Annotated in this window: 22 protein-coding genes, 1 tRNA gene and 1 pseudogene; 17 read left to right on the top strand and 7 right to left on the bottom strand. The window is 35.6% G+C overall.

What is annotated here, in order from left to right; all coding sequences use genetic code 11:
• Positions 1 to 73: 73 nt before the first annotated feature.
• Together G580_RS0106520 and rpsT are read right to left on the bottom strand one after the other, a co-directional pair.
• A tRNA-Ala gene (locus G580_RS0106520) sits at positions 74 to 147 on the bottom strand.
• A gap of 9 nt (positions 148 to 156) precedes the next feature.
• Positions 157 to 438, bottom strand: a complete 282-nt coding sequence (gene rpsT, locus G580_RS0106515; RefSeq protein ID WP_022855814.1) for a 30S ribosomal protein S20 — start codon at positions 436 to 438, stop codon at positions 157 to 159.
• A gap of 100 nt (positions 439 to 538) precedes the next feature.
• On the opposite strand from rpsT, the gene G580_RS0106510 reads away from it, so the two are divergent.
• Positions 539 to 1645: a DUF3108 domain-containing protein gene (locus tag G580_RS0106510; protein WP_028841510.1), complete on the top strand. Its 1107-nt coding sequence runs from the start codon at positions 539 to 541 to the stop codon at positions 1643 to 1645.
• A gap of 1 nt (position 1646) precedes the next feature.
• Here the strand turns inward: G580_RS0106510 and gltX are convergent, their stop codons facing one another.
• The 3 genes from gltX to kdsB are packed head-to-tail and all read right to left on the bottom strand — an operon-like array spanning position 1647 to position 4610.
• Positions 1647 to 3053, bottom strand: coding sequence for a glutamate--tRNA ligase (gene gltX / locus G580_RS0106505; RefSeq protein WP_028841509.1), 1407 nt, complete (start codon positions 3051 to 3053; stop codon positions 1647 to 1649).
• 19 nt (positions 3054 to 3072) lie between these two features.
• Positions 3073 to 3879, bottom strand: a complete 807-nt coding sequence (amrB, locus tag G580_RS0106500) for an AmmeMemoRadiSam system protein B (RefSeq protein WP_028841508.1) — start codon at positions 3877 to 3879, stop codon at positions 3073 to 3075.
• Positions 3880 to 3881: 2 nt separating this feature from the next.
• Positions 3882 to 4610, bottom strand: coding sequence for a 3-deoxy-manno-octulosonate cytidylyltransferase (gene kdsB / locus G580_RS0106495; RefSeq protein ID WP_028841507.1), 729 nt, complete (start codon positions 4608 to 4610; stop codon positions 3882 to 3884).
• Positions 4611 to 4753: 143 nt separating this feature from the next.
• Here kdsB and infB point away from each other — a divergent pair, with 143 nt between their 5' ends.
• The 15 genes from infB to G580_RS0106420 all read left to right on the top strand — a co-directional run bounded on the left by infB (position 4754) and on the right by G580_RS0106420 (position 21719).
• Positions 4754 to 7432 carry a translation initiation factor IF-2 gene (gene infB, locus G580_RS0106490; protein ID WP_028841506.1) on the top strand — a complete coding sequence of 893 codons (2679 nt, stop codon included), beginning with the start codon at positions 4754 to 4756 and terminating at the stop codon, positions 7430 to 7432.
• Between the two features lie 25 nt (positions 7433 to 7457).
• The gene (locus G580_RS0106485) at positions 7458 to 7748 is read left to right on the top strand and encodes a DUF503 domain-containing protein (protein ID WP_028841505.1); all 291 of its coding nucleotides are present in this window, start codon (positions 7458 to 7460) and stop codon (positions 7746 to 7748) included.
• 12 nt (positions 7749 to 7760) lie between these two features.
• Entirely contained in the window at positions 7761 to 8114 is a 354-nt protein-coding gene (gene rbfA / locus G580_RS0106480) for a 30S ribosome-binding factor RbfA (RefSeq protein WP_028841504.1), read from the top strand.
• Positions 8107 to 9087, top strand: a complete 981-nt coding sequence (locus G580_RS0106475; protein ID WP_028841503.1) for a DHH family phosphoesterase — start codon at positions 8107 to 8109, stop codon at positions 9085 to 9087. The genes rbfA and G580_RS0106475 overlap by 8 nt, the downstream gene beginning before the upstream one ends.
• Positions 9074 to 10024 (top strand): tRNA pseudouridine(55) synthase TruB, encoded by a 951-nt coding sequence (gene truB / locus G580_RS10305; protein ID WP_051173200.1) that lies wholly within the window; start codon positions 9074 to 9076, stop codon positions 10022 to 10024. Before G580_RS0106475 ends, truB begins: the two co-directional genes overlap by 14 nt.
• A gap of 5 nt (positions 10025 to 10029) precedes the next feature.
• Entirely contained in the window at positions 10030 to 10917 is an 888-nt protein-coding gene (locus tag G580_RS0106465; RefSeq protein ID WP_028841502.1) for a lysylphosphatidylglycerol synthase transmembrane domain-containing protein, read from the top strand.
• Positions 10908 to 11522 (top strand): MarC family protein, encoded by a 615-nt coding sequence (locus G580_RS0106460; protein ID WP_028841501.1) that lies wholly within the window; start codon positions 10908 to 10910, stop codon positions 11520 to 11522. The genes G580_RS0106465 and G580_RS0106460 overlap by 10 nt, the downstream gene beginning before the upstream one ends.
• Before the next feature lie 58 nt (positions 11523 to 11580).
• Positions 11581 to 12966 (top strand): amino acid permease, encoded by a 1386-nt coding sequence (locus G580_RS0106455; protein ID WP_028841500.1) that lies wholly within the window; start codon positions 11581 to 11583, stop codon positions 12964 to 12966.
• 134 nt (positions 12967 to 13100) lie between these two features.
• Positions 13101 to 14384 carry a TolC family protein gene (locus G580_RS0106450; protein ID WP_028841499.1) on the top strand — a complete coding sequence of 428 codons (1284 nt, stop codon included), beginning with the start codon at positions 13101 to 13103 and terminating at the stop codon, positions 14382 to 14384.
• Positions 14381 to 15580, top strand: coding sequence for an efflux RND transporter periplasmic adaptor subunit (locus tag G580_RS0106445; protein WP_028841498.1), 1200 nt, complete (start codon positions 14381 to 14383; stop codon positions 15578 to 15580). Before G580_RS0106450 ends, G580_RS0106445 begins: the two co-directional genes overlap by 4 nt.
• Positions 15577 to 16254 (top strand): ATP-binding cassette domain-containing protein, encoded by a 678-nt coding sequence (locus G580_RS0106440; RefSeq protein ID WP_028841497.1) that lies wholly within the window; start codon positions 15577 to 15579, stop codon positions 16252 to 16254. The genes G580_RS0106445 and G580_RS0106440 overlap by 4 nt, the downstream gene beginning before the upstream one ends.
• Positions 16238 to 17455 carry an ABC transporter permease gene (locus tag G580_RS0106435; protein ID WP_028841496.1) on the top strand — a complete coding sequence of 406 codons (1218 nt, stop codon included), beginning with the start codon at positions 16238 to 16240 and terminating at the stop codon, positions 17453 to 17455. Before G580_RS0106440 ends, G580_RS0106435 begins: the two co-directional genes overlap by 17 nt.
• Complete coding sequence (locus tag G580_RS0106430) at positions 17455 to 18660, top strand: ABC transporter permease (RefSeq protein WP_028841495.1); 1206 nt, start codon at positions 17455 to 17457, stop codon at positions 18658 to 18660. Before G580_RS0106435 ends, G580_RS0106430 begins: the two co-directional genes overlap by 1 nt.
• Positions 18661 to 18701: 41 nt before the next feature.
• On the top strand, positions 18702 to 20864 hold the full coding sequence (locus tag G580_RS0106425; protein WP_028841494.1) for an ATP-dependent helicase: 2163 nt from the start codon (positions 18702 to 18704) through the stop codon (positions 20862 to 20864).
• A 6-nt stretch (positions 20865 to 20870) separates the two neighbouring features.
• Positions 20871 to 21719, top strand: coding sequence for a hypothetical protein (locus G580_RS0106420; protein WP_028841493.1), 849 nt, complete (start codon positions 20871 to 20873; stop codon positions 21717 to 21719).
• Here the strand turns inward: G580_RS0106420 and mfd are convergent.
• Together mfd and G580_RS0106410 are read right to left on the bottom strand one after the other, a co-directional pair.
• Entirely contained in the window at positions 21693 to 25103 is a 3411-nt protein-coding gene (mfd, locus tag G580_RS11055; protein ID WP_028841492.1) for a transcription-repair coupling factor, read from the bottom strand. The genes G580_RS0106420 and mfd overlap by 27 nt on opposite strands.
• Before the next feature lie 93 nt (positions 25104 to 25196).
• Entirely contained in the window at positions 25197 to 25508 is a 312-nt protein-coding gene (locus tag G580_RS0106410; RefSeq protein ID WP_281168585.1) for an EAL domain-containing protein, read from the bottom strand.
• Positions 25509 to 25622: 114 nt separating this feature from the next.
• Between G580_RS0106410 and G580_RS10295 the strand changes: the two are divergent.
• Positions 25623 to 25812 (top strand): annotated as a pseudogene (locus tag G580_RS10295) (IS256 family transposase); the annotation flags it as partial.

Raw genomic sequence — 25812 nt, 5'->3', positions numbered from 1 at the left:
AATGACTATCATAAGAATAGGTAAGAATTGAAAAATTGATAAAAAAGAAAAATAAAAGATCATCTTAACCTAATGGAGATGAGGGGATTCGAACCCCCGACCTCCGGAGTGCGATTCCGGCGCTCTCCCAGGCTGAGCTACATCCCCTTAATATTTTTAATGGGTAGTAGCTTTGTTTTTGGCTGATTCGAACTTTTTAAAAAGTTTAGAGATTTTATTAGCAGCCTTTTTCCAATGGAAAATGCCCTTAGAAACCCCTTTATGAAGTAAGCTTTGAACGATTCTTAATTGGGCTTCAGCTTTTTCTAAGTCATGAGCGTTTAAATAATTTAAAAACTTTTTAATCTCTGTTTTCACCCTGCTTTTGAAGGCTCGATTTCTTAACCTTCTTTTTTCGCTTTGTCTTAACTCTTTCTTGGCAGACTTGTGATGTGGCACTTCGCTACCCTCCCTTTCCTTTGTTTAGTTTTGGATTAAAATTTATAGTAAGTTATAGTTTTGTCAAGGTTTAACCAAAAACTTTTGCTAAAATTATATCATGAAAACCGATGTCAAAGATAAAATTCATCCTTTTCTTTTTTCTCTCATACCTTCTCTGGTTATACATTTTTTTCTATTCCTTGGTGTGCTTGCCATACCCACCTTCAAACATTTCTTAATATCTTACACAGAAGATTTTTTAGACTTAAAAGAAATAACTTTTTCTAAAGAAACTATATCTCAACCCTCAAAAATTACCGTAAAAAAAGAAATCCCTCAAGATTTTAAAACGAAAAACCTTAAAGAAGGGGTTTCATCTTCTGAAATTCAACCTTCTAATAAAGACAACTCCCAAACTTCAGAACAGCCTTCTACTCAACCTGATACCGATACACCTAAGACGGTTTCAGAAACAGAGAACATCCCTCAAGAAAAAAAAGATACCTTAACCGAAAAAGCAGACCTTTGGAAAGCTTCTGAAATGCCAAAAGCTTCTGAACCGACATTGTCTAAAGATATCGTAAGTTTACCTAAAAAACTTGTCTATGAGATTTTTTACGGACCTTTTAAGCTGGGAGAAACGATAATATTGATAGAAAATTCAAAATATTCAGCCATAGTTTACACTACAGGTTTGGGTAATACGGTTTATCCTTATTATGCTAAATGGGAAACCTGGTTAGATGACCAAGGAAATCCTTTTAAAACCCACATCTATTCAAAAGACAGAGAAAAAGAAAGGAAGAAATCCATATTTTTTGATAAAGAAAGACAAGTAGTAAATATAAAAAAAGGAGATATAGAAAAAATTTCAGGAGAAACTTTTAATGTAACCTACCCTATCTATGATGAACTTACTTCTTTTATAATTTCCTGGGTAGTTGATTATCTAAATCAACCTAAAGTAGAGTTTCCTGTGTATGTAAAAGAAAGTAGAAAATTTGTCAAAATAGCCTTAAGTAAAGAAACCTCTTGTATGTATGAAGGTAAAGAGGAACCCTGTTTAGAGCTCAACATTACACTTCCAGAAACCAGTGAACTTTTAAGCAGAAACAGAAAGGTTACCGTGTATCTACTTAAAAAAGAAAAATATCCTATAGAAATAAGGGGGAAACTCCCCCTTATAGGTAGCTTAACCGGAAAACTTAAAGAAGTGGTAAAATAATCTAAAAACTATTTTCAAAAATATAAGCTAACGCCTTCTTAATACGATAAATAGTTTTTTCTCTACCTAAAACTCTTATGATCTCAAAAAGTCCTGGGCTAACGGTTTTTCCGGTAAGGGCTATTCTTATGGCCTGGGCTATGTCTTTTAGTTTAAACCCGTAGGTTTCAGCTAAATTTCTAAAATAGTCTTCTAAAACCTTATTTTCTAAAGTTAGCGTTTTTAAATCTTCGCAGACCTTTTCTAACACAGGAACTATCTGAGGTGTAAAAAACTTGTTTGCGCCGTTTACATCATAAAAAACCTCTTCTGTAAGATAAAAATCCATCATTTCTGCAAGTTCTACTAAAGTTTTACCCCTCGTTTTAACAGTCTCGATAGCCTCTAATAAATATTCTTCGGAAAATTGATCAAGGTTATATTTATTAGATAGAAAAGGTTTAAGATGGTCAAGTAAAAAACGGTTATCGCTATTTTTTATCCAGTAGGCATTAACCGCTAAAAGCTTATCTGGGTCAAAACGTGCAGGAGAGAGATTTACGTCTTTTATGTCAAATTTTTCTATAAGTTCTTTTACAGAAAAGTATTCCTGGTCTCCAAAACCCCAACCAAGCCTTGCCAGATAGTTTATCAAAGCATTAGGTAAGAACCCTGCTTCTTTGTATTCAAGGATGGATTTAGCCCCATGTCTTTTTGAAAGTTTAGCCCCATCAGGCCCAAGGACCATAGGAATATGGGCAAATTTGGGAGGTTCAACTCCAAGGGCTTTATAGATAACCAACTGCTTTGGGGTATTAGAAATATGATCATCCCCTCTTATTACATGGGTTATTCCCATGGTTATGTCATCAATCACCACCGCAAACTGATAGGTTGGGGTCCCATCTGAACGTAAAATCACAAAATCATCCACCTCTTCGGCAGGAAAGACAATCTTACCTCTTAAAAGGTCTTCAAAAACGATTTCTCCAAATTCTGGGGCCTTAATCCTTAAAGCTCTCCCTTCCCCTGGGCCCAAATTTTTATTTCGGCAGGTTTGGTCATACCTTGGTTTTTGCCCGTTTTCAAGCATTTTTTTCTTTTTTTCTTCTAAAACCTCTTTAGGGCATTCACAGTAATAAGCCTTACCTTCTTCAAAAAGCCTTTGAGCATATTGTTGATAAAGTTCAAACCTTTGGCTCTGAAAATAAGGACCTTCATCCCAGTCAAGACCTAACCATTTTAAGGCCTCTAAGATGGAAACAACATACTCTTCTTTAGACCTTTCTCTATCTGTATCTTCTAATCTTAGCACAAACTTACCCTTGTGATGCTTTGCGTAAAGCCAGTTAAAAAGTGCAGTCCTTGCTCCTCCTAAATGTAGATGTCCTGTTGGACTTGGTGGGAAACGTGTAACTATTTCAGCCATCAACAGTCCCCCTTTAGATTTAATATAAAATTATTCCTCCGTAACCTACCACTGAGGAGTAATCTCTGATTATATCTCCAGAGGTGGCATAAGCAATAAGTTCTCCATGAGTGGCTCCGAGCTCTTTACAAGCAACTATGGCTATTGCTACCGGAATGACTCCACACATAGATATGTTGTTTTCTTTTACCGTCTTTATAAGACCTTCTTCAGACAAGGATAAGATTTCGTTTATAGCCATAGAATCTTTATGTTTGGCTGTGCCATGGGGTACATAATGACTAAAATCTGTGCTTGCTACGATTAAAATTTTCTTTTCTGAAAAAAGCTGTATGGTTTTAGCCAACGCCTCTCCAACTTCTCTTAGTTCTGCAAGAGAAATCCATCTTAAACAAATCGCTACGATTTCTATCTCAGGGTTTAGATACTGTAAAAAAGGTACCTGAACTTCTATAGAATGTTCATGAGCATGGGCTAAAAGGTCGTCTGAGACCAAAGGACAAATTTCTAACAAACGAGAAACAAAGGTTTTATTTACTTCAGCCTCTCCTAAAGGTGTGATAAAGGAGGTTCCGTTAAAGATAGCGATTGGTTTTCCCATACCTGTATGATTAGGACCAAGGATGACAGCGATATCAGGGGGGACTATCTTACCATAAACAGCTCCAGCAACAGCCCCTGAGTAAAAATATCCTGCATGGGGAACCACTATCCCTTTACCAGATATCTTGGGTTCTGAAAATTTTGTCAGTTCGGCAAGATGCGCTTTTAATTCTTTAGGATTGCTACTATAAAAATATCCTGCTACTGCGGGTTCTCTTTTCATAACTACATCCCTCTTAGTTTTGTAAGTTTTTCTAAATCTTCTGGGGTGTCTACTTCAGGTACATCTTCAGGCACTATGTTTACGGCTATTTTATATCCGTGTTCAAGGGCTCTTAATTGCTCTAATTTTTCTGTAAGTTCGAGGGTTCCTGGAGGAAGTTTAACAAAAAGATCCAAAAATTCCTTTGTATAGGCATAAACACCAATATGTTTTAGGTATAAAGGAGGGTCTCCTGGAGTTCTAAAATAAGGAATAAGGCTTCTTGAAAAATAAAGGGCATAGCCTTGACAGTCTAAAACCACCTTAACTTTATTAGGATTATAAAGATCTTCTTCAGTTTTTATAGGAGTAGCAAGGGTAGCCATTTTAGCCTTTCCAGAGAGCAAAGGCTCTGTTAAGAGTTGAAAATATTCTGAAGGGAAAAAAGGTTGATCTCCTTGAAGATTAACTACTATATCTTCTGGAGATAGTCCAAGAAGTTCGGTGGCTTCAGCTATTCGATCTGTACCACAGATATGGGTCTTAGCAGTCATCAAGGCCTTGCCTCCAAACCTTAAAACCTCCTGTAAAATCCTTTCGTCATCAGTAGCTACCCATATTTCTTCTGTTTTTGAGCTTAAAGCCCTTTCATAAACATGTTGTATCATCGGTTTTCCGTCTATGAGGATCAAGGGCTTTCCTGGGAAACGTGTGGAACCATAACGTGCCGGGATGATGATTACCTGTTTCATGTTTCATAATATTAATCTAAATTTATAAAAATAAAAGAAGGGCTTGAATTTTCGTGCTTTGATATTAAACTTAAGTCATCTTTTAATAAATTGGCTAACTTTGACATTAACCAAAGGTATCTTAATTTTAAACAGGGGCTATTATGGCAAAAAGGGTTAAACTTACTGAACTGGCAGAAGAGCTTCACATAGAACCTAAGGAGTTGGTTAAAAAACTTAAAGCCGAAGGGTTTCCGGTTAAAACTACCCTTTCCTCCTTGTCTGAGGAAGACGCAGAAAAGGTGAGACACCTTTATGGTAAAAAACACGAAATAATCGTGTTTAAAAAAGAGGAAATTGAAGAAAAAAATAAAGAAGAGATAAAAACAGAAGAAAAACCAGAAGAACCTAAAGTAGAAAGTGTAGAGCAACCTCTGGAGCAACCCAAAAAGAAAAAGCTTGTTTTAAAGAAGAAAAAAACATCAGAAGAGCTTAAAATCGAAGAACAACCTAAAGTGGAAGAACCCATTTCAGAAACCAAGGAAGAAAAACCTTCTTTTATAGAAGAACTTCCTACCGAAGAAGTCAGTAAAGCCTCTTTAGAGGCTGAAGATTTAGAAGAGAAAAAGGTAGAAAGTTTGGAAACATCTATTCAAGAAGCTTCTCAGTTTGAACCTTCTCAAACTGAAACGCCCTCTACAGATCCTTTTCAAACAGAAACTGCCCAACCCTCCTATGGAAAAAGAGTGGTTACTGAGTTTAAGCCAAGAAAAGAAAGAGGATTTAAAGGTAAAGAACAACCAGTGGTCTCTCCTCCTAAAGAAGAAATTGTCTTGCCTGAAGAACCTAAGATAGGAGAAAAAGAAGATTTCAGAAAGAAAAAGAAAGAAAAAGATTTTAGAGAAGAAAAGAAAAAAGCAAAGAAAAAAGGTGGTTTTGGTAAAAGAGAAAAAGAGAGGATTGACGAGTTTTTTATAGAAGAGGAGCCAGCAACCCTTTTTGAGGAAAAACCTGAAGTAGAGGTAGTAAAACCTAAGGAAAAAGAAAAAAAAGAAAAGGTTTCTGATAGACCACCTACTTTACCTCCTAAAGAAAGAAAAATAAAGATCTTTGAAACGATTCAGGTTAGCGAACTTGCTAAAATGATGGGAGTTAAAGTTGGTGAGCTCATCAAAAAGGCTTTACAGATGGGTATGCCTGTTACCGCCAATCAGTCTATAGATGCAGATACAGCCGCCATACTGGCTGATGAATTTGGATATCAGATAGAAAGGGCTCCTATCGAAGAAGAAATTCTTTTACAATATATTCCACCTTCACCAGAAGAACTAAAACCCCGTCCTCCGGTTATCACGGTTATGGGGCACGTAGACCATGGTAAAACCAGTCTTTTAGACGCTATAAGAAAAACAGACGTAGCCAGTAGAGAAGCAGGAGGGATCACACAGCACATCGGGGCCTACACGGTTAAATTAGAGGATGGAAGATTTATCACCTTTATAGACACACCGGGGCATGAGGCTTTTACCTCGATGAGAGCAAGGGGAGCTCAGGTTACCGATATAGTAATTTTGGTAGTAGCCGCAGATGATGGAGTGATGGAGCAAACCAGAGAAGCTATAGAACATGCTAAAGCAGCCAAAGTTCCTATAGTGGTAGCTATCAATAAAATAGATAAACCTGAGGCTAACCCTGAAAGAGTTAAATCTCAGTTAGCTGAATTAGGGTTGATTCCTGAAGAATGGGGTGGCGACACTTTAATGGCTAACATTTCAGCAAGAAACAAGATAGGTATCAGCGAGTTGTTAGAGTTGGTACTTCTCCAAGCTGAAATGTTAGAGCTCAAGGCTGCCTACGATAGACCTGCAAGAGGCAGGATCATAGAAAGTAAATTAGATAAAGGAAGAGGACCGGTGGCTACGGTTCTTGTCCAAGAAGGAACCCTTAAGGAAGGGGATATTTTTGTAGCCGGGCTTACCTATGGAAGAGTAAGGGCGATGTTTGATAGCTATGGGAAAAGGGTTAAAGAGGCTACTCCTTCTGTGCCTGTAGAAATCTTAGGTTTCGAAGAGCTCCCTCAGGCTGGAGATGATTTTATAGTTTTAGACAGTGAAGAAAAAGCAAGAAAGATAGCAGAATATAGACAAAGAAAGGCAAGGGAAGCTGAAACAGCTAAGGAAGCCAAAATTTCTCTTGAAAAGCTTTTTGAAAAATTAAAAGAAGGTGAGCTTAAAGAATTAAACATTGTCCTTAAAGCAGATACCCAAGGCACTTTAGAAGCCTTACAAGCCTCTTTACTTAAACTTTCTACTGATAAAGTAAAGGTTAACATCATCCGTGCAGGGATAGGAGCGATTTCTGAGAGCGATGTAATGTTAGCTTCAGCCTCAAATGCTATTATCATCGGTTTTAACGTAAAACCCAGTTCTCAAGCAAGAGACTTAGCTAAAAAAGAACGTGTAGACATTAAGTTTTATGATGTGATTTATCAGCTTATCGATGATGTAAAGAAAGCAATGGCTGGATTGCTTGAACCTGAAATCGTAGAAGAGATTAAAGGTTTGGTAGAAATAAGGGCTATTTTCAAGGTTCCTAAAGTAGGGGTTGTTGCTGGTTGCTATGTCAAAGAAGGAGTTATCAACAGGAACCACAATGTAAGGGTAATAAGAGACGGGGTTGTGGTTTATACAGGTAAAATAGCCTCTCTTAGAAGATTCAAGGAAGATGTCAAAGAGGTAGCTGCTGGTTATGAGTGTGGGGTTAGAATAGAAGGTTTTAATGACATAAAAGAAGGAGATCTTCTGGAAACCTTTGAGTTGAAAAAGGTTTCTCAGGAGCTTTAACTCGTTAAATTAAATGGGTTTTCTAATGGTAGTTGGAGTAGCTAAAATAGAACTTTTTATTCCTGAACCTAATTCTTTAAAAGCCAAAAGACAGGTATTAAAGGCCTTAACTCAAAAGATAGAATCTAAGTTCAAAAAGGTGTCTTTGGCCGAGGTAGACGAGCATGACCTCTGGCAAAAGGCTGTTTTAGGGTTAAGTGTAGTAGGAAAAGACCAAAAATTAGTTGACAGTAAAATAAATGACATTCTTACTTTTATTCAAAAAGATGGTAGGTTAGAAATTATAAAAGCTGAGATAGATTTCATTAACTATTAAGGTTAAAACCAAATGTCACACAGACCAGAAAAGGTAGGCAGTCTTTTACAACAGGTTATAACAGAAATTTTGATGTATGAACTAAACGATCCAATTTTCAAACAGTTTATTACCGTCACAGAGGTTAAAATAGGGGGAGACTTAAGAAAAGCTATAGTTTTTTTTAGGGTATACGGAGATACTGCCCCTGATGAGGTTCAAGAGGCTCTTAATCGTGCCAAAGGTTATATCAAGAAATTAATAGGAGAAAAAATTACTATAAAATACATGCCAGACCTTGAATTTAGATTAGATGATAGAGAAGAAAAAGAAAAACAACTTGACATGTTGTTTGCTAAAATCTCTAAAACCAAAGAGGATGCTTAATTTAACTACCCTTCTTCAAAAAATTGAAAAAAACCAACATTTTATCTTAGTAACTCACATAAACCCAGACATAGATGGCCTTGCTTCTATGCTGTCCTTTGGGTTTTTTTTAAAACAAAAAGGTAAAAATTTTTATCCTGTGGTAGAACTTATACCCCAAAATAGTAAATTTTTAAAGGGTTATCAATGGTTTATTCTACCGGACAATCTGCCTCAAATTGATAAAGCTTTAGTCATATTGTTTGATGCTTCCTCTCCTAAAAGGATTGCCCTTAACATAGCAGAAAGATTGAAACCTTTTAAGGAATATGTAATCATAGACCATCATCAAAAAGAGGAAAATACCTTTGAAGGAGAAACTTTATTTATCGTAGAACCTAACTCACCTTCTACCTCAGCCATTATTTTTGAAATTTTAAAAAAATTAGAAGCTGAGATTACTTCAGAGATGGCTGAAAATCTTTTAGCTGGACTTTATTTTGACACAGGTGGGTTTAAGTATGAAAACACAACCGCCTATACCTTTGAAGTGGCCAAAGAGTTGTGTGAAAAAGGGGCCAACCCTTCGTATATAGCCAAACAACTTTTTGAACAAGTTTCTCTACAGGAAGCAAACCTTCTAAAAATAGCCCTTGATCGTTTAGAAATAATATCAAATAAGCCTTCTTTTGGTATCTCTTACCTTGCCTTCGAAGATTTAGAAAAAAATCCTGTCGAAGACCTTAGTTACATAGCCAATTTTTTAAAAAGTTTAAAAGAGATTGATATAGTAGCTTTCGTAAAAGAATTTGAGAAAGGAAGCATAGCGGTAAGTCTAAGAGGTAAAGAACCTTTTGAGGTTTTAGAGATTGCTAAAAATTTTGGTGGTGGAGGACATAAATATGCCAGTGGGTTTAAACTTAAGATAGAGGGCCTTCAGTCTTTTTTGACAGATTTAAAGGAGTTTTTGAGGGGTTTTTATGAAAAAAGATGAGAGATTAAACGGAATTCTTGTAGTGGATAAACCTGAGGGATTAACCTCTACCCAAACCTTAGAAAAGGTTAAAAAAATTTTAAAGGTTAAAAAGGCTGGTCATGGAGGAACCCTTGATCCCATAGCTACAGGGGTTTTACCCATATTACTTGGCAAGGCCACCAAAGTAGCCCAAATCTTTTTAGAGGGGGATAAGGTTTATCAGGGAGAGATGCGGTTAGGAATTAGCACCCTTACTTTTGATATTACCGGAGAGGTGGTTGCTAAAAAACCTGTCCCTGAGTTTTCTTTGGAAGATCTTACAAAGGTTGCTCGGACCTTTTTAGGGGAATTAGACCAGATTCCCCCTCCTTTTTCTGCTGCCAAGTTTAGAGGAAAACCGCTTTATAAATATGCAAGAGATGGACTTCTTATCCCTAAGGAACCTAAAAAAATTAAAATTTTTCGGTTTGACATTGTAGAGGTCAACCTCCCCTACGTGAGTTTTGAGGTCCACTGTTCTAAAGGAACCTATATCAGGTCTATAGTAAACAGTTTTGGAGAAAAACTTGAATGTGGTGCAACTTTGACTAAGCTTAGAAGAATACAAAAAAGTGTGTTTAAAATAGAAGAAGCTTTAACCATAGAAGAGATAGCCCAGGTTGTTGAAGAAAACTATGAAGAGTTATTTAAAAAGATAGTCCCTATAGAAAGGTCCCTTGAATTTTTACCCAAGATACTTGTAAGTGAGGATTTTTCTAAACGTATCCAAGAAGGAAGAACTATGCATATCTCTTCTTTTCTCTCTTTTATAAAATTTCAAAAACTTACTTTATCTCCTAGTCATGACTGGATAAGGATCTTAAACCCAAAAGGTAAGTTGATTGCTATCATCGAAAATCCGTTAAAGAATCTTTCCAGTGAGTATATAAAATATTTTCGGGTGTTTAAAGACTAAGCATAATGAAAAAGATAAAACATCTTTTAAGTCTGGGTCTAAGATTTATCATTACCTTTGGCATTTTGTTTTTTCTTTTTAAAAAAACCGATTTTGTTAAGCTAAAAGAGATTTTTAAAAATCTATCGCTTCCTTTTTATCTAACTGCCCTTTTCTGTTTTAACAGTTTTCAGTTACTGGTAGCTTTAAGATGGCAAAAGATTTGCAAAAGTTGGGGATTTAAACAAAGCTATCTTTTCTTTTTAAAAAGCTATTTGATGGGATTTTCTTTAAATACGGTGATGCCAGGGATAGTGGGAGGAGACCTTTTAAGGAGTTTTCTCTTAACCCAACAGGGCCTTCCCTTTAAAAAAGCCACCTTTAGCGTAATGATAGACAGATTTTATGGACTTTTAGGTATCTTTTTTATCCTTTCGATTTCTCTTCCTTTATATGGACAATTCTTGCCTGAAAGACTTTATTATTTTTCTACCTTTACTACCTATTCGATAATTTTAGGTTTCTTCTTGGTCTCTTTATTTTTCACTAAAGTCTATTCTAAAGAATATTTTAATCCAGTCTGTTTACCTTACAACTTATTTCCGATAATCCTTGGGGTGTTGATACAAATACTTTTTGTTCTTCAGTTTGTTTTATTGGGTAAAGCCTTACATTTAAACATAAGTTATGTATATTATTTTGTAATGATCCCTATCATTAGTTTTCTTGCTGCCCTACCTATTAGTATTTCAGGTTTAGGTGTGAGAGAAGGCAGTTTAAGTTATTTTGTTTCTTTATTGGGATTTTCTATAGAACATGGTGTTTTATTAGGGATGTTAGGGTATAGTTTAATCCTTATTTCTGCCCTTCCTGGGTTATATTTTTATCTAAAGGCGAAGATTTCATGGAAATAAGCCTTTTGTTTAAAAGTTTTATCGCTCTTTTTACGATCATAGACCCGATAGCTGGGGCCCCTTTCTTTTTAAGTATAACCAGTGGTTATTCTGAAAAAGAAAGGCAAAGGATAGCCTTAAAAGCCTGTGTTACAGCCTTGATTACCCTTTTACTATTTTTTTGGTTAGGTAAATACATTCTCGTTTTGTTCCAAATTTCTCTTTCCTCTTTTAGGATAGCAGGAGGGACTTTACTTTTTATAACTGCCTTAGAGATGCTTTTTGGTAAAACCACTCAGGTTAAAACTTCAGAACAAGAAACCACGAGGATAAAACAGATGGAAGACCCATCTGTAGTTCCTTTAGGTATTCCTTACTTAGCTGGTCCTGGGGCGATTACCACTACCATCATCTTAGGAGAAACCCCTGAGTTAACCACAAAAATAGCCCTTTCAGGGATAATCTTTCTGGTAATAATCATCACCTATCTTATTCTTAAGGCCTCAACCCAGATTTTCAAACATCTGGGAGAACTTGGGACTAAAGCGGTGGTGAGGATTTTAGGTCTTATTTTGGCAAGTATTGCTATAGAATACATCCTCAAGGGATTAAAAGAGGTTTTTTAACGAAATTTTAATAAAACAGGTGTTTTCAATCTAAAAAATTTTTTTATAATATACAATTATGGATATCTTTAGGAAAAAGCCGTTTAGCGCTGTTCAGCAAACCTCTAAACTTAAGCGTGCTCTTTCGTTAAAAGACATTGTTTTAATAGGGATAGGGGCGGTAGTTGGAGCAGGTATTTTTGTGGTAACCGGACAGGCTGCAGCTTCTTATGCTGGTCCTGGGATTTTGCTTTCTTTTATCCTTGCAGGTATAGGTATAGGACTTACAGCTTTGGTATACGCAGAGTTTTGTTCAGCTTTTCCTTTAGCTGGAGGAGCCTATAATTATGTATATTTTGCTTTAGGAGAATTTTGGGCTTGGTTGGTTGGTTGGAATGTGCTTTTAGAATACGGAATTGCTACCGCAGCTGTCGCTACTGGTTGGTCTGGTTACTTAAGGGCTTTTTTAGAAAATAACTTGGGGTGGGTCTTACCTAAAGCCCTTTCAGGTCCTTTTAACCATAACCAAGGGACCTTCGTAGACCTTTTTGCCCTTTTAGGGGTCTTAGGGATCTTTATCTTGGTAACCATTGGGATTAGAAAAAGTGCTTTTTTTAATAATTTAGTGGTGGTCTTAAAGATAATATCTTTATTAGTTTTTATATTATTTGGATTAAAACATGTTAATTGGGAAAATTTTCAACCCTTTTTACCTTTTGGATGGGAAGGAGTATGGAGAGGAGCTGCTCTTATTGTTTTTGCTTACTTAGGCTTTGATGCTTTAGCAACCTTAGCAGAAGAAACTAAAGACGTTAAAAAAACCTTACCTAAGGGGTTAATCCTTTCTCTTATAGTTATCACATTGCTTTATATATTAGTTGCCTTTGTTTTGGTAGGAATTTTACCTTACTGGGAATATGAAGGAAAACCTGATGCTTTAGCCTATGCCATGTATAAGATAAACGAAAAACCTGTAGCAGACTTTATTTCTTTAAGTGCGGTAATTACGATCACCTCGGTTATGTTGGTTATGGCCATAGGGTTTACCAGGATTCTTTACGCTTTAGCAAGAGATGGCCTTATTTTTAAGCCCTTTGCTGAAATACATAAAAAATTTTATACTCCATATAAAGCATCTATAACCGGTGGATTAATCCTTTGTCTCTTTGCTGGGTTTATTCCTTTAAAAATATTGGCAGAGCTTATAAACATCGGGACTCTTTTTGCCTATTTTGTAGTAGGAGTAGCGATCTATTTAGTAAGATATCGCCCTGATTACCAACCTGCTTTTAGGGTTCCTTATGCCCATATACTAATCCCGATTAACCTCTTGTTTTTGCTTTTTATCATGAGTGGGTTACCTATGGATACCTGGATAAGATTCATTCTTTGGAGTTTCTTAGGGATTTTAGTCTACTTTTTGTATGGCTATAAAAATAGCTCAATGAATTTTAAAACGAAATAGGTTGTTTTGGTTAGGTTTAAAAAAACGTTTCAACTCTAAAACAACCTTAAAATCAGATTGACAAAATCGATTTTTAAGGATAAATATTTAAGTAATTACTTACACTTTTTTAAGCCGAAAAATAAGAGGATTTTATGAAGAAAATAATCGGTCTTTTTTTGTTTTTCTTTTTTTGGTTGTTAAGCTCTCAAAACTCTGTTTTTGCTAAAGAAGTATTATCTCTAAAAGAGCTTATTCTTTTAGGACTAAAAAACAACCCTCAAATACAGGTTGCGATAAAAAATAAGGAAAGTTCTGTTTTTTATAAAGACTATGTTAGGTCTGGTTTTTTCCCGTTTTTATATTTAAAGTACGAGTTTGACAGAAAAGATCCAGGTAAGGGGCTTCCTAATCAGGAGGTGCATTCTTTTGGTCCTTATTTAAACTGGAACATTTTTTCAAGCTTTTCTACCTGGTACTCCTATCAAGAGGCCTTAAAATTGATATCAGCCCAAGATTTTATGGTAAAAAAAACCATCTTAGATGTATCTTTAAACATTATCCAGGCCTATTTGGAACACTTTAAACAAAAGGCCTTGTATGAAGCTGCGTTGGTTGACCTGGAAGACGCTAAAACCCTTTTAAGGTTAGCTAAGAAGAAATACGAGGTTGGCCTTTCTCCTTATGCAGATGTGCTTGACGCTGAAGCCAAGGTTAAACAGGCAGAGTTTAACGTAACTAACTATAAGTATACCGCAGACATAGCCAAAGCTAAGGTTCTTACCTTAATAAACTATGATCTCCTCAAGGCAGAAGAAATCGAGTTTTTACCTTTGGACGAAAAAAGCTTGGAGATAAAGGATTTGATTTTTTATCTTAAAACCGCTCTCGAAAAAAGACCAGAGGTTAAAGCCAAAGAAAATGAAGTTTTAGCTCAAGAAGATCGGGTCAAAAGTATAAAAGGAAAGTTTGGCCCTACCGTAGACCTGTTTAGTAGTTATTATCAGGTAGACGATAAATTTTTTCCTGATAAACAAAATGAGTTTACGGCAGGTTTTCGGATAACCCTACCTATTTTTACGGGTTTCCAACGGATAGCAGAGTTAAATAAAGAAAAAACAGGGTTAGACCAAAAAAAATTAGAAAAATTAAATACTGAGCTTCAGATAAAACAGGAGGTCTTTACCAGTTATAAAAACTTTCAAACAACCAAAGAAAACTTTGAAAGCGCCCTTGCCTGGTTAAAAAGTATGGAAGAAGACTATCGGATAGTTCAAAAGAAATACGAAACCGGATTAGCAAGCATCGTAGATGTAACCACCCTTTTAGCCCGGCTTTCAGAGGCAAGGTCGAAGGCAGCAGTGTCTAAGTATAACTTTATATATTCCTTCTACGAACTTTACAGAATGACTGGTGTGATTCCGGAGTTAGATTTATGAAAAAATGGGTGTTTTTATGGTTAATCGTTTGTTTGTTTTCTTTGGGTTGTCAAAAAAAAGCAGAAAAAAAGGCTAACCTTTTACCTTCCTCTTCTACCAAGGTAGAAAGGGGAATGGTTTATTTAGAGGTAACAGCTACCGGAGCGGTAAAACCTCAGGTTGGAGCTCAAGTAAAAGTAGGCTCAAGGGTTTCAGGAAGGGTAGAAAGACTTTTTGTTACCACAGGAGATAAGGTTAAAGCAGGTCAACTTATAGCCATCATAGAACACCAGGACCTTCAAGAAGAGGTTAACAGAGCATTTAACGAATATAAAGAAGCCTTAGCCAATTTAGAAAAGATAACACAGGTCTATCCTCATCAGATCTCAGCACAAACTAAAAAAGTTAAATCATCTATGGCAGAACTTCTTCAAATAGAAAGAGAACTTCAAAGAAACAAGATGCTTTTTCAGGAAGGGCTTATCTCAAAAACTGAGCTTGAACGGTTAGAAAGAGATTATGAGGTAAAAAAATCTACTTTAGAATACGAAAAAGCTAATCTTGAGGCTTTAAAATCTGAGTATGAAAAGCAGTTATCCATCGCCAAAGCTAAGGTAGAGGGTGCTAAAAATGTTTGGAATACCGCTAAGGTGAAACTTAATTATGCTTTTATTTATTCCCCTATTTCTGGGGTGGTTTCAGAGGTTACCACTCAACAAGGAGAAACTGTGGTAGCAGGGTTAAACGCCCCTACTTTTATCACGGTGGTTGACCTCTCAAGACTTCAAGTAGAATGTTATGTAGACGAAACAGACATAGGAAAAATTTCTGTAGGCCAAGAGGCTACTTTTACCGTAGATAGCTATCCCAACAAGGTTTTTAGGGCTAAAGTAAAAAAGATATACCCTGGTGCCATCATCAAAAATAACGTGGTTTTTTATGACGTGGTCCTTGAAATTTTAGATCCCTATGAAAATCTACTGCGTCCTGAGATGACAGCCCAGGTTAACATCATAGCCGGGAAAAAAGAAAACGTACTTTTGGTGCCTTCCAAAGCAGTAAAGATAGACCCACAAGGAAATTATTTTGTAATGGTAAAAAAAGGGGATAAATGGGAAAAAAGATTAATTAAAATAGGCTGGGAATCCAAAGGAAAAATCGAAGTAGTAGAAGGGCTGAAAGAAGGTGAGGAAGTAGGTTTGTGGGAGACAAAATAGTAATCCTGGAAGATATTCAAAAAACCTATCAAATCGGAAAGGTTCCCTATCAGGTTCTAAAAGGAATAGACTTAAAGGTAGAACAGGGAGAGTTTTTGGTAATCATGGGAACTTCTGGGAGTGGAAAAACGACCCTTTTAAACATCATAGGTCTCCTTGATAAACCCACCTCAGGCAGGTATTTTTTAGAAGGAGAAGAGGTGAGTAAGTTTGACAGTAAAAAATTGGCTTATATAAGAAACAAAAAACTGGGGTTCATCTTTCAGGCCTTCCACTTAGTACCATGGGCAACCGCTTTAGAAAACGTGTTATTACCTTTACTTTACAGACCGGATGGATTTTCTAAAAATGATGAAAAAAGAGCTATTTCTTTGCTTGAAAGATTGGGGTTAGGAGAAAGAATTCATGCTAAACCTAAGGAACTTTCAGGAGGACAACAACAAAGAGTGGCAATAGCCCGAGCCTTGATTACCTCTCCTAAACTGCTCTTGGCAGATGAACCTACAGGCAATCTTGACAGCTCAAGCAGTAAAGAGGTAATGAAAATTTTTAAAGAATTAAACGCAGAAGGGCTTACGATCATCATGGTTACTCACGACCCAGAAATTGCCAAAAACGGAAAAAGAATAAAGGTTATCGAAGACGGAATTTTTGTAGATGAAAAACAGATTTAAACAAGCCTTCTTAAAGGACATATTAAAAGAACTTCTTGCTAACAAAGTAAATCTGATTTTTATGCTTTTAGCTTTGATCATAAGTTTAACGGCTTTAAACACCATTTATTCCTTGGGAGCCTCTGCTAAAAAACAAGTTTTAGATGTATTAGCCAACCTGCAGTTTGGTAAAGACGCCATGCTGGTTATTGCTGGAGGAGGAAAAATCATAGGAGTTACTACCACAAGAACAGATACCATGAAAATGAAGGATGTAGAAAACATAGAAAGACTTGAGTTTGTCAAGCTTGTCTCTCCTTGGGTAAGAGGTATCCTTGAAGTCTCCTATGAAGGTTTTTCTGAAAAAATGAGGATAGAGGGTGTGACCCCGTCTTATAGTTTAGCTAACAACTGGTATACCAAAGAAGGAAGGTTCTTTAGTGAGCAAGATTTAAAGAACATGGCTAAGGTATGCGTTTTAGGAGCTGGAATACCTGAAAAAATTAAAACTAAACAGATTATAGGTAAAAAAATTAAAATTGGTGGAGAATATTTTGAGGTTATAGGGATCTTAGAGGCAAAGCCTTCGTTTGGACATTTTAGACATGATGAAAGGATTTTAATACCTTTAACCACAGCGATGAGAAGGGTGTTTAACAAGGACTATTTGGATGCGATGAAAATTCTTTTTAAAGAAAACACAGACATAGATCTGGCTAAAGGAACTATCCGTGATATCCTAAGAAAAAACCATAACCTTTATGGTATTCAGCCTGATGATTTTAGACTTATCACTCCAGATATGGCCATAGAAAGGTTTACAGCAACCACCAGGATACTTACCGTGTTTTTATTAGCTATTTCGGCAATCAGTTTGGTGATAAGTGGGGTTATCATCATGAACTTGATGTATGCTAACATAGAAGAGCGTGCCCCGGTGATAGCTTTAAGATTAGCCTTAGGGGCAACCCCTTCTAACATCATTCAACATTATCTTACCATGGCCTTAATAGTAGCTTTAATAAGTGGTTTTATCGGATGGTGGTTAAGTTTAGGGCTGATGCAGATTATTTCCCTTTTTAGCCCTTTAAAACCTCTTTTTTCCTGGACCACCTTTTTTATAAGCCTTGGTTTTTCTATGTTGACCACCATCATTTTTAGTCTTATCCCAGCTTATAAAGCCACCCAAATAGAACCTTCTATCTTATTAAAGAGCCTATGATGTTAAAATATAGACTACTTTGGGGTGGATTGTTTTATAAGAAGTTAAGGCTTGTTTTGTCTGTCATAGGTATCATCATAGGTGTCTCTTCTTTGCTTTTGATGAACGCCTTTGGAGAAGCGGCTAAAATCAGGACTTTAAAAGAAATAGAAACCTTTGGTCCAGAGGTTTTGATGGTAGTTGCTGGAAACGTAAGGGTTTCTGCAGGAAGAGCCATACAAACAGAGATAACCACTACCCTTAAGCCTGAAGATGCAGAGGCTTTACAAAAGATAGGTGGTATCCGCTTCATCTCTCCCTATTTCACCGGAGATGCTATTGTCAGGTTTGCAGGAAACACGTTGAGCACCATTTTAAATGGTGTTAACGAAGAATATCTGATACTAAGAAAGTTTTCTTTAGAAGAAGGTAGAAACTTTCTAAAAGACGAGATTTTAAGCTATAAAAAAGTGGTAATCTTAGGAAATAAGGTCAAAGCACAACTTTTTGGAAAAGAAAATCCTGTAGGACAGACTATTCTTATAAATAAATTACCTTTTAAAGTTATAGGGGTTTTAAGTCCTATAGGGATAGATGCGAGCAATGCAGACCAGGATGATCAGGTACTTATACCTTATACCATAGCTATTTCTGCGGTTTACAACGTTGATTACATAAGAGGTATTTTTATCTCGGTGGAAGACCCTTCTAATCTTCACTTTATCGAAAAGCAAATCGATTCAATCTTGTCTAAAAGGCATAAGGTTACGGAAAAAAACAAGGATTTTACCATAGTTAAGGCTGAGGACATCCTACAAGCTAAAACCCAAACGACCAACCTTTTTTCTTCTTTGGTAAAAAGTATTTCTGTTCTTTGTTTAGTGGTTGGTGCTTTAGGGGTAACAGCCATCATGACCCTTGCGGTTAATGAACGTAAAAAAGAAATAGGAATAAGAAAAGCTATCGGGGCTAAAGAAAGAGATATATTATTACAGTTTTTGATAGAAAGCGTGATCATTACCCTACTAGGAGGTATTATTGGTGTAGTTTTAGGGGTGGTTTTAACCCTTATCCTGTTGCCTCTTTTTAACTATCCTTTGATATTTCCTGTTATTCCTATCCTCACCTCTACAGGGTTAACGATAATTTTTGGGATTTTTGCAGGAGTTTATCCATCTTATAAAGCTTCTAAGGTAGATCCTATAGTACTCTTAAGGTCCTTTTAGACTTCTTGTAAAAACCTCTTTAAGGCGTTATAATAACACCCATGAAAGTGTTAAAAACAATCCAGTTAGAATTTTTAAGAGACCTAAATCCTGCCCAGCTTGAGGCAGTGCAAACAATTTTTGGTCCCCTTTTGGTAATAGCCGGGGCAGGTTCAGGTAAAACTAAAACTCTTACCTCAAGGATGGCTTATTTAGTAGCACAAGGGGTTCCTCCGGAAAAGATATTGCTTTTAACCTTTACAAAAAGGGCCTCAAAAGAGATGGTTCAAAGAGCCGAACTCCTCTTAAAAATAGACTGCGATAAAATCATGGGAGGAACTTTTCATTCTATAGCTCAATACATGCTTAGGTTTTACGGCTATCTTCTGGGTTACCCTTCTAACTTTACCATTATTGATAGAGGGGATTCTGAAGATTTGATAAATCTTTTGCGGAATAGCTTAGGACTTGCCGAAGCTAAAAAAAAGTTTCCTAAAAAAGAGACGTTAGCAAACATTTACAGTAAAATGATAAACCAACAAAAAACCTTAGAAGAACTTTTAAAAAACCATTATCCCCAGTTTTTAGATTTTTATTACGAGATAGAAAGGCTTTTGATAGAATATCAAAACTACAAAAAAGAACATCATTTAATGGATTATGATGACCTTTTAGTAAACTGGCTTACCATACTTAAAAACTTTCCTCAAGTAAGAGAGGAAGTAGGGAAACGTTTTGAGTTTATCATGGTAGACGAATACCAAGACACCAATACTCTCCAAGGTGAGATCATCAGATATATGGGAGAAAGGCATCAAAACGTGATGGTAGTAGGAGATGATTCTCAAAGTATTTATGGATTTAGAGGAGCTAATTATAGAAATATTTTTGATTTTCCTAAACTCTTTCCTAACACTAAAATCATTAAACTGGAGCAAAACTACCGAAGCACACAACCTATCTTAGACTTAGCCAACCATATCATCGCTAAATCTAAACTAAAGTATACTAAAAATTTATTTACCCTAAGAAAAAACGGGGAAAAACCTCTTTTATTCTTTGCCGAAGACGAGGCAGAGTCAAGCAGGTTTGTTGCAGAAAAAGTTTTAGAACTAAGAGAAAAAGGGATAAAACTTTCACAGATGGCAGTGCTTTTTAGGTCTGCTTCTCATTCTTTTGATTTAGAGATGGAACTTGCTAAAAGAGGAATACCTTTTATAAAATATGGAGGGTTAAAACTTTTAGAAGCAGCTCATATAAAAGATTTCATTTCTATCCTAAGAATAATGGTTAATCCTAAGGACTTTTTGTCCTGGAATAGGGTGCTTTTACTGCTTGAGGGTATTGGACCAAGAACAGCAGAAAAGATATTAGAAGCTATCAAACAAGCCTCTAACAACCTATTTTTTTCTTTAGAAAGACTAACGCATAAATTTCCTTTTTTAGAGTTCAAAAATCTGATTTCTCTCTTAACTGGAGTTACCAGTTTTCAAGAAAAACCTTCTCAATGTTTACTAAAAATCTGGGAGTTTTATCAGCCTGTGTTTCAAAGATTATATTATGAGGATTATCACCGAAGAGAAAGAGACATAGAAGCCCTTATAGACCTTTCGGAAAAATACAATACTTTAGAAGAATTTCTTACAGACTTAATGTTAGAACCTATAGAGATAGCAGAAAAAGATCCTGATAGTCTTACCGATCATTTAGTCCTTTCTACCGTACATTCAGCTAAAGGGTTAGAGTGGCATACCGTTTTTATTCTCTCACTTATAGAAGGTAGATTTCCTTCGGTTTATAGTTTAGAAAACGAAGAAGATTTAGAGGAAGAAAGAAGACTTTTTTATGTAGCGGTAACCCGGGCAAGAGAAAATCTATTTCTTATATCTCCTTTAACGACCTATGTAAGAGGTGAAGGGAAAACCCTTGCCCAAGTTTCTCAGTTTGTAAAAGATTTGCCCTCTAAATTGATTAGGGTTTATCACAAAAAAGAGGAACAAAAAAGATATACTAACGACTCAGGGAATGGTAAAAAAATAGGTGAAACTAGCTTTACAGAAAAATTCATTCGTTTTAGGGTAGGAGATATAGTAAAACATCCTCACTTTGGTTTAGGAGAGGTGATGGAGGTCCTTAGTGAAGAAAAAGTTAGGGTAAATTTTACGCAAAAAGGGCCTACCCTTCTCAATCTAAAATATACAAAGTTAGAAAAAGTTATAAACTAAAAGCTTATGCTTGAAAGGGTTGAACTTGTAAAAAAGATTACTTCAAGCATAATCCAAAGAAATGTTTCTTTAGGATCTGTAGAATATCTTCCTCAACATATTAAACAAAATCTTGATATTCATTTAAAAAGCGCCATACTTCTTTATCGTCAAAACAAAGTAGAATATCTTACCATAAAACCTATAACAAGTAACAACCTCGAAATACAAGTCTTTGATAGTTCACATTTCGAGATAGGAAAAATAATACTGATAATCCTTCCAGAAGGGCAAATAAGATATATTTTCCAATGTCTTATCAAAAAAATAGAAAACAATCGGTTAGAGGTCGAGATTTTACCTCCAAGATATGACGAAAGGATAAAAATATCTGGGAACATCCCAGTTTTTATGTCTATAATCCACAAAAAAATAGGTAATCAATTTTTGCAATCAGATTATTACCTGATAAGAGAAAGCAATTTTAACATAAATTCTCTTGAGGAAAACCAAGAAATTTATTTTTATGACCTGGTTATAGATACTCAAAACAACGTTGACCCTGTATTTAAAAGTTATATTTCTAAAAATAACTTGATAGGAGTTTTGATAGACATAAGTAGTGGAGGTGCCTGTGTTAAAGTCCCAAGTTTATTATCCTTTTCTGAAGAAAATTTAGAACAACTTTTTATGTTTTATTTAAAGTTTGAAATCCCTTCAAAAGGAAAAAAAATCAAGTGTGGACTGCTTTCTTCTCTTAGAAATCTTAGACATGAACAAAATTCAACCTATTTCCATTTTATGTTTTTACTTTCTTTTAAAAACGAAGTTTGGCAAAAGATAAAATCTTTACTGACTTTTTCCACCCTCGTTTAAGCTTTCTAAAACTTCAACCGCAAGGTCTATCGGGTTTTTATCTTGAAGTTTAAAACTAATTTTTGTTCCTTTTTTATCTTGTTTTGTGTAAAAAGAAAGTCCTTTTTTATTAAGGACTCTAAATCGAGGTAATATTTCCCTCTTTTTTACCAGAAAAATTAGTTCGTTTCCTCTTAACTCTACTAAAGGTATCTTTAAATCTTTCATGTATATTTTTAAAAGATAGATTTTAACTAAATTTTTTACAGGTTCGGGCATTTCTCCGTATTTATCTCTTAAAAACTCTATAAACTCTAACAAGTCTTCTTTAGTTTTATTTACCACTAACTCTCTGTATAAACTCAACCTCTCTTCAGTCTCAGGAACATACTCCTTAGGAATAAAAGCAGGCACCCTTAGGGTAACCTCTGGCTCCCAGTCTTCTATATCTTCCCCTTTTAAAGCTTTTATAGTATTTTCAAGGAGTTCTAAGTATAATTCATACCCTACCGTATTGATATGTCCTGCTTGTTTTATTCCCAAAAGCTCCCCCGCACCTCTAATCTTTAAATCACTTAAAGCTAATTTAAAACCAGCGCCTAAATCAGTAAATTTCATCAAGGCTTTAAGCCTTTTCTGTGCATCTTCGGGGAGATTCTTTAACGATGGGACAAGCAGATAAGCATAGGCTGTTTCTTGAGAACGTCCAACTCTGCCTCTTAACTGATAAATGTCAGCCACCCCTAACATGTCAGCCCGGTTGATAATAATAGTATTAGCCGAAGGGATATCTATCCCACTTCCTATGATAGGTGTACAAACTAACATGTCTATCTCTTTGTTTAAAAATTTATAAAGGTTTTTCTCTATAAGTTCTGACGGCATCTGTCCGTGAATGATTTCTACTTTGACTCCTGGACATAATTTTTTAACGTAGTTGGCCAAAGAACTTAGACCGTGTATCCTTGGGTTTACCAAAAAAATCTGTCCCCCTCTTTCCAGTTCTTTTTCTATCGCGTATTTTATCACCTCTGGGTCAAATTTTGCCAGAACGGTTTTAATAGGTTTTCTACCTTCAGGAGGAGATTCAATCACCGAAAGATCAAAAACCCCAAGTAAACTTAACTGTAAACTTCTTGGTATAGGAGTAGCTGAAAGAGAAAGAAATTTTACATTTTTCTTCAATCGTTTTAATTTTTCTTTTTGTCTTACCCCAAACTTGTGCTCTTCATCTATAACTATAAGCCCTAAATCTTTAAACTCTACATCATGGGAAAATAGTCTATGGGTACCTATAACTACCTTGATCTCACCTTCAGCCAGAGCTTTTAAAGTTTGTTTTTGCTCTTTTTCGCTTCTTAGCCTTGATAAAACCCCAACCTTTATCCCAAAAGGTTCAAGCCTTTGTTTAAAATTACGATAATGTTGCTCTGCTAAAATGGTAGTAGGAACAAGAAAAGCTACTTGTTTTGCTGAATAAGCCACGATAAAAATAGCCCTCAGGGCTACCTCTGTCTTTCCAAAACCCACATCCCCTACCAAAAGCCTCTCCATCGGTTTATCACTACAAAGATCTTGCAAAATCTCTTCTATAGCCATCTTCTGGTCAGGAGTTTCTTCATAAGGAAAAGTGGCTCTAAACTCTTCATAAGCTAAAGCAGGAAAAGGAATAGAATAGCTTTTTAAAGCCTTCCTTTCTGCATAAAGAGATAACAGTTCTTGTACTACTTCGGTAAGCTCTTTTTCTATTTTTTTCCTTTTTATCAAAAATGCTTTCTTCCCTAAAGCGTCTAACTTAGGAGGTTTTTCGGTTAAACTGACATAAGGATAGAGTTCGTCTAACCTAAATACCGGCAAATAAAGTTTATCTCCTCCCTCATATTCGATCTCTAAAAACTCACCTTCTACACCCTCAATGTTTAATATTTTCAGCCCTAAGTATTTTCCTATACCATAGACCCTATGAACCACTAAATCTCCTGGTTTTAAATCTTCGAACTTCCTAAAATAACCTTTGGCTCTTTTAAGACCTTGCTTAGAACTCCCTTCTCTAAAATAGCTTCTTCCAAAAATTTCAACTTCTGAAGTGACCCAAAACTTTTGGTCTTTTAGATAAAACCCTCGTTTTAAATAACCCTGTTTAAACTCTAACCCTTTAGTATCCTCTACCCCTCTTAGCTTCAATCCCTCTAAAATGGTTTGAGAGATTTGATAATCACCTACAACCAACCAAACCCTATCTCCCTCTTCTAAAGAGGCCTTTAAAAGGTTAAACCCAGCCTCAATTCTTTCGTTAGGAGCTAATATCCCTATTTCCCTTTGCCCTACCTCAAAGTTTAAAGTCTCTTCATTAATAGAAGAAACCCAAAAAAGCTTGCCAACCTTGATTAAATTACCTTTTTCCAAATAATTAAAAAATTCTTGAGTAGTTAAATAAACATCCTCCGGTTCAAAAAAGAAGTTGCCCTTTTCCTTAGCTTTAATGGCATTTATACGAATCTTTTCCCAAAAACTTTCTACCTTATTTTCTATTAACTCTGGTTCGTATACCAAAAAACAAGGTGTTTTTTTTAAGTAATCAAAAAGAGAAGATAGTTCATCATAGAAAACAGGTAGCAAAAACTCGGGATTTTCGGTAAAACTTTTTTGCTCTATTTGGGTTAGTAGCTTAGACAGATAGTCCTCTGGTATCTTTCCTTTCAAACTAAAAATTCTCTGATAAAGTGGTTTTAAGTCTTCTGGCAAAAAAACCTCTTTACAAGGAACAATACTTATCTCTTCTAAGTTTAAAAAGCTTTTTTGGGTCTCTGGGCTAAAATGTTTTAACCCTATTATCTGGTCTCCAAAAAACTCAAGTCTTACTGGATATTCATAATTAGGAGACCATAGATCAACTACACCTCCTTTAACCGTAAAGGTTCCTTTTTCCCTAACAACCCCTACCCTTTCGTATCCAAGGTCTAAAAGCCGTAAAAAAATTTTTTCTCTATCTACCTTTTCTCCTAAGATAAGATAGACATATTCTTTTTTAACCACTTCTTTAGGAACCAATTTTTTTAAAAAACTACAAACATCTCCTGCTACGACTTTATATTGATTAAGGTTCCAGAGAATCCCCAATCTTTCGGTTTCTTCCTGAGAGTAAGACAAGGTGTCTTTAAACGGAAGTAAATCTATCCCCGGGTATAATCCGATCTCTTCCTCAGAAAAAAGTTTAAAAGCATAAAAAAACTCTTCTGCTTGACTAAATTCTGGAAAAATAGCCCAAACAACCTGGTCCTTAGGAAAAGGACCTCTTATAGCCTCAGCTAAAAAATAAGCTAAAAAACCAAGATTGTCAGAATTTAAAAATAAATTAAATTTATTTTTATTAAATAATTTTTTCAAATTTTTAACCAAAAACACTTTAAAGCTCACCTTCTGTTTAAACCTGTTAAAGACTGGCTAAAAATTTAATTAAAAAAACAGAAAATTCAAGGTTAATGTGATTATGTCTTTCTAACTATCTCTGGATAATATTTCTGGATACTTTAAAAGAAGCTCCTCCTCTGGCAACGGCCTCTCTAACAAAAACCCCTGCACATAATTAAAACCTAACTCCCTTATTATAGCAAGCTGCTCCTCTGTTTCAACCCCCTCTGCTAAACTCTCTATCCCTAACCTTCTTGCCAGCAACACAATCACCTCTACCAAATCTCTATCCCTCCTGTTCTCAACCACATCCTTGATAAAACTCCTGTCCACCTTTATCACATCAACAGCCAAATCCCTTAAATAACTTAACGCACAATACCCTGTCGGGAGTAGAATATAAATTGTGTCTTTTAATAAAATATTTTAGAGGCATAATAAAAATTTTTAATATTTTTTAAATTAATGATAACATAAAACCTAAAAGACTAAACTAACCAGGAGGTCTGTAAAATGGAAAACTTAGACTTAGATTTAGAAAAAGTTTTAAGTGAAATCTCAAAAATTGAATCAAAAGAGGGTATCAAAATGGCTGCTGCACTCCTCTTAAACGCTCTCATGAAAAAAGAAAGAGAAATATTCCTTAGAGATAGTATTGATAATAAAGCTAATGGTTACTATGAAAGACAACTTGCCTGTTTCT

This window comes from Thermodesulfobacterium hveragerdense DSM 12571 (genome assembly GCF_000423845.1).
Lineage (GTDB): Bacteria > Desulfobacterota > Thermodesulfobacteria > Thermodesulfobacteriales > Thermodesulfobacteriaceae > Thermodesulfobacterium > Thermodesulfobacterium hveragerdense.
This window is presented reverse-complemented; position numbering and strand designations above follow the sequence as displayed.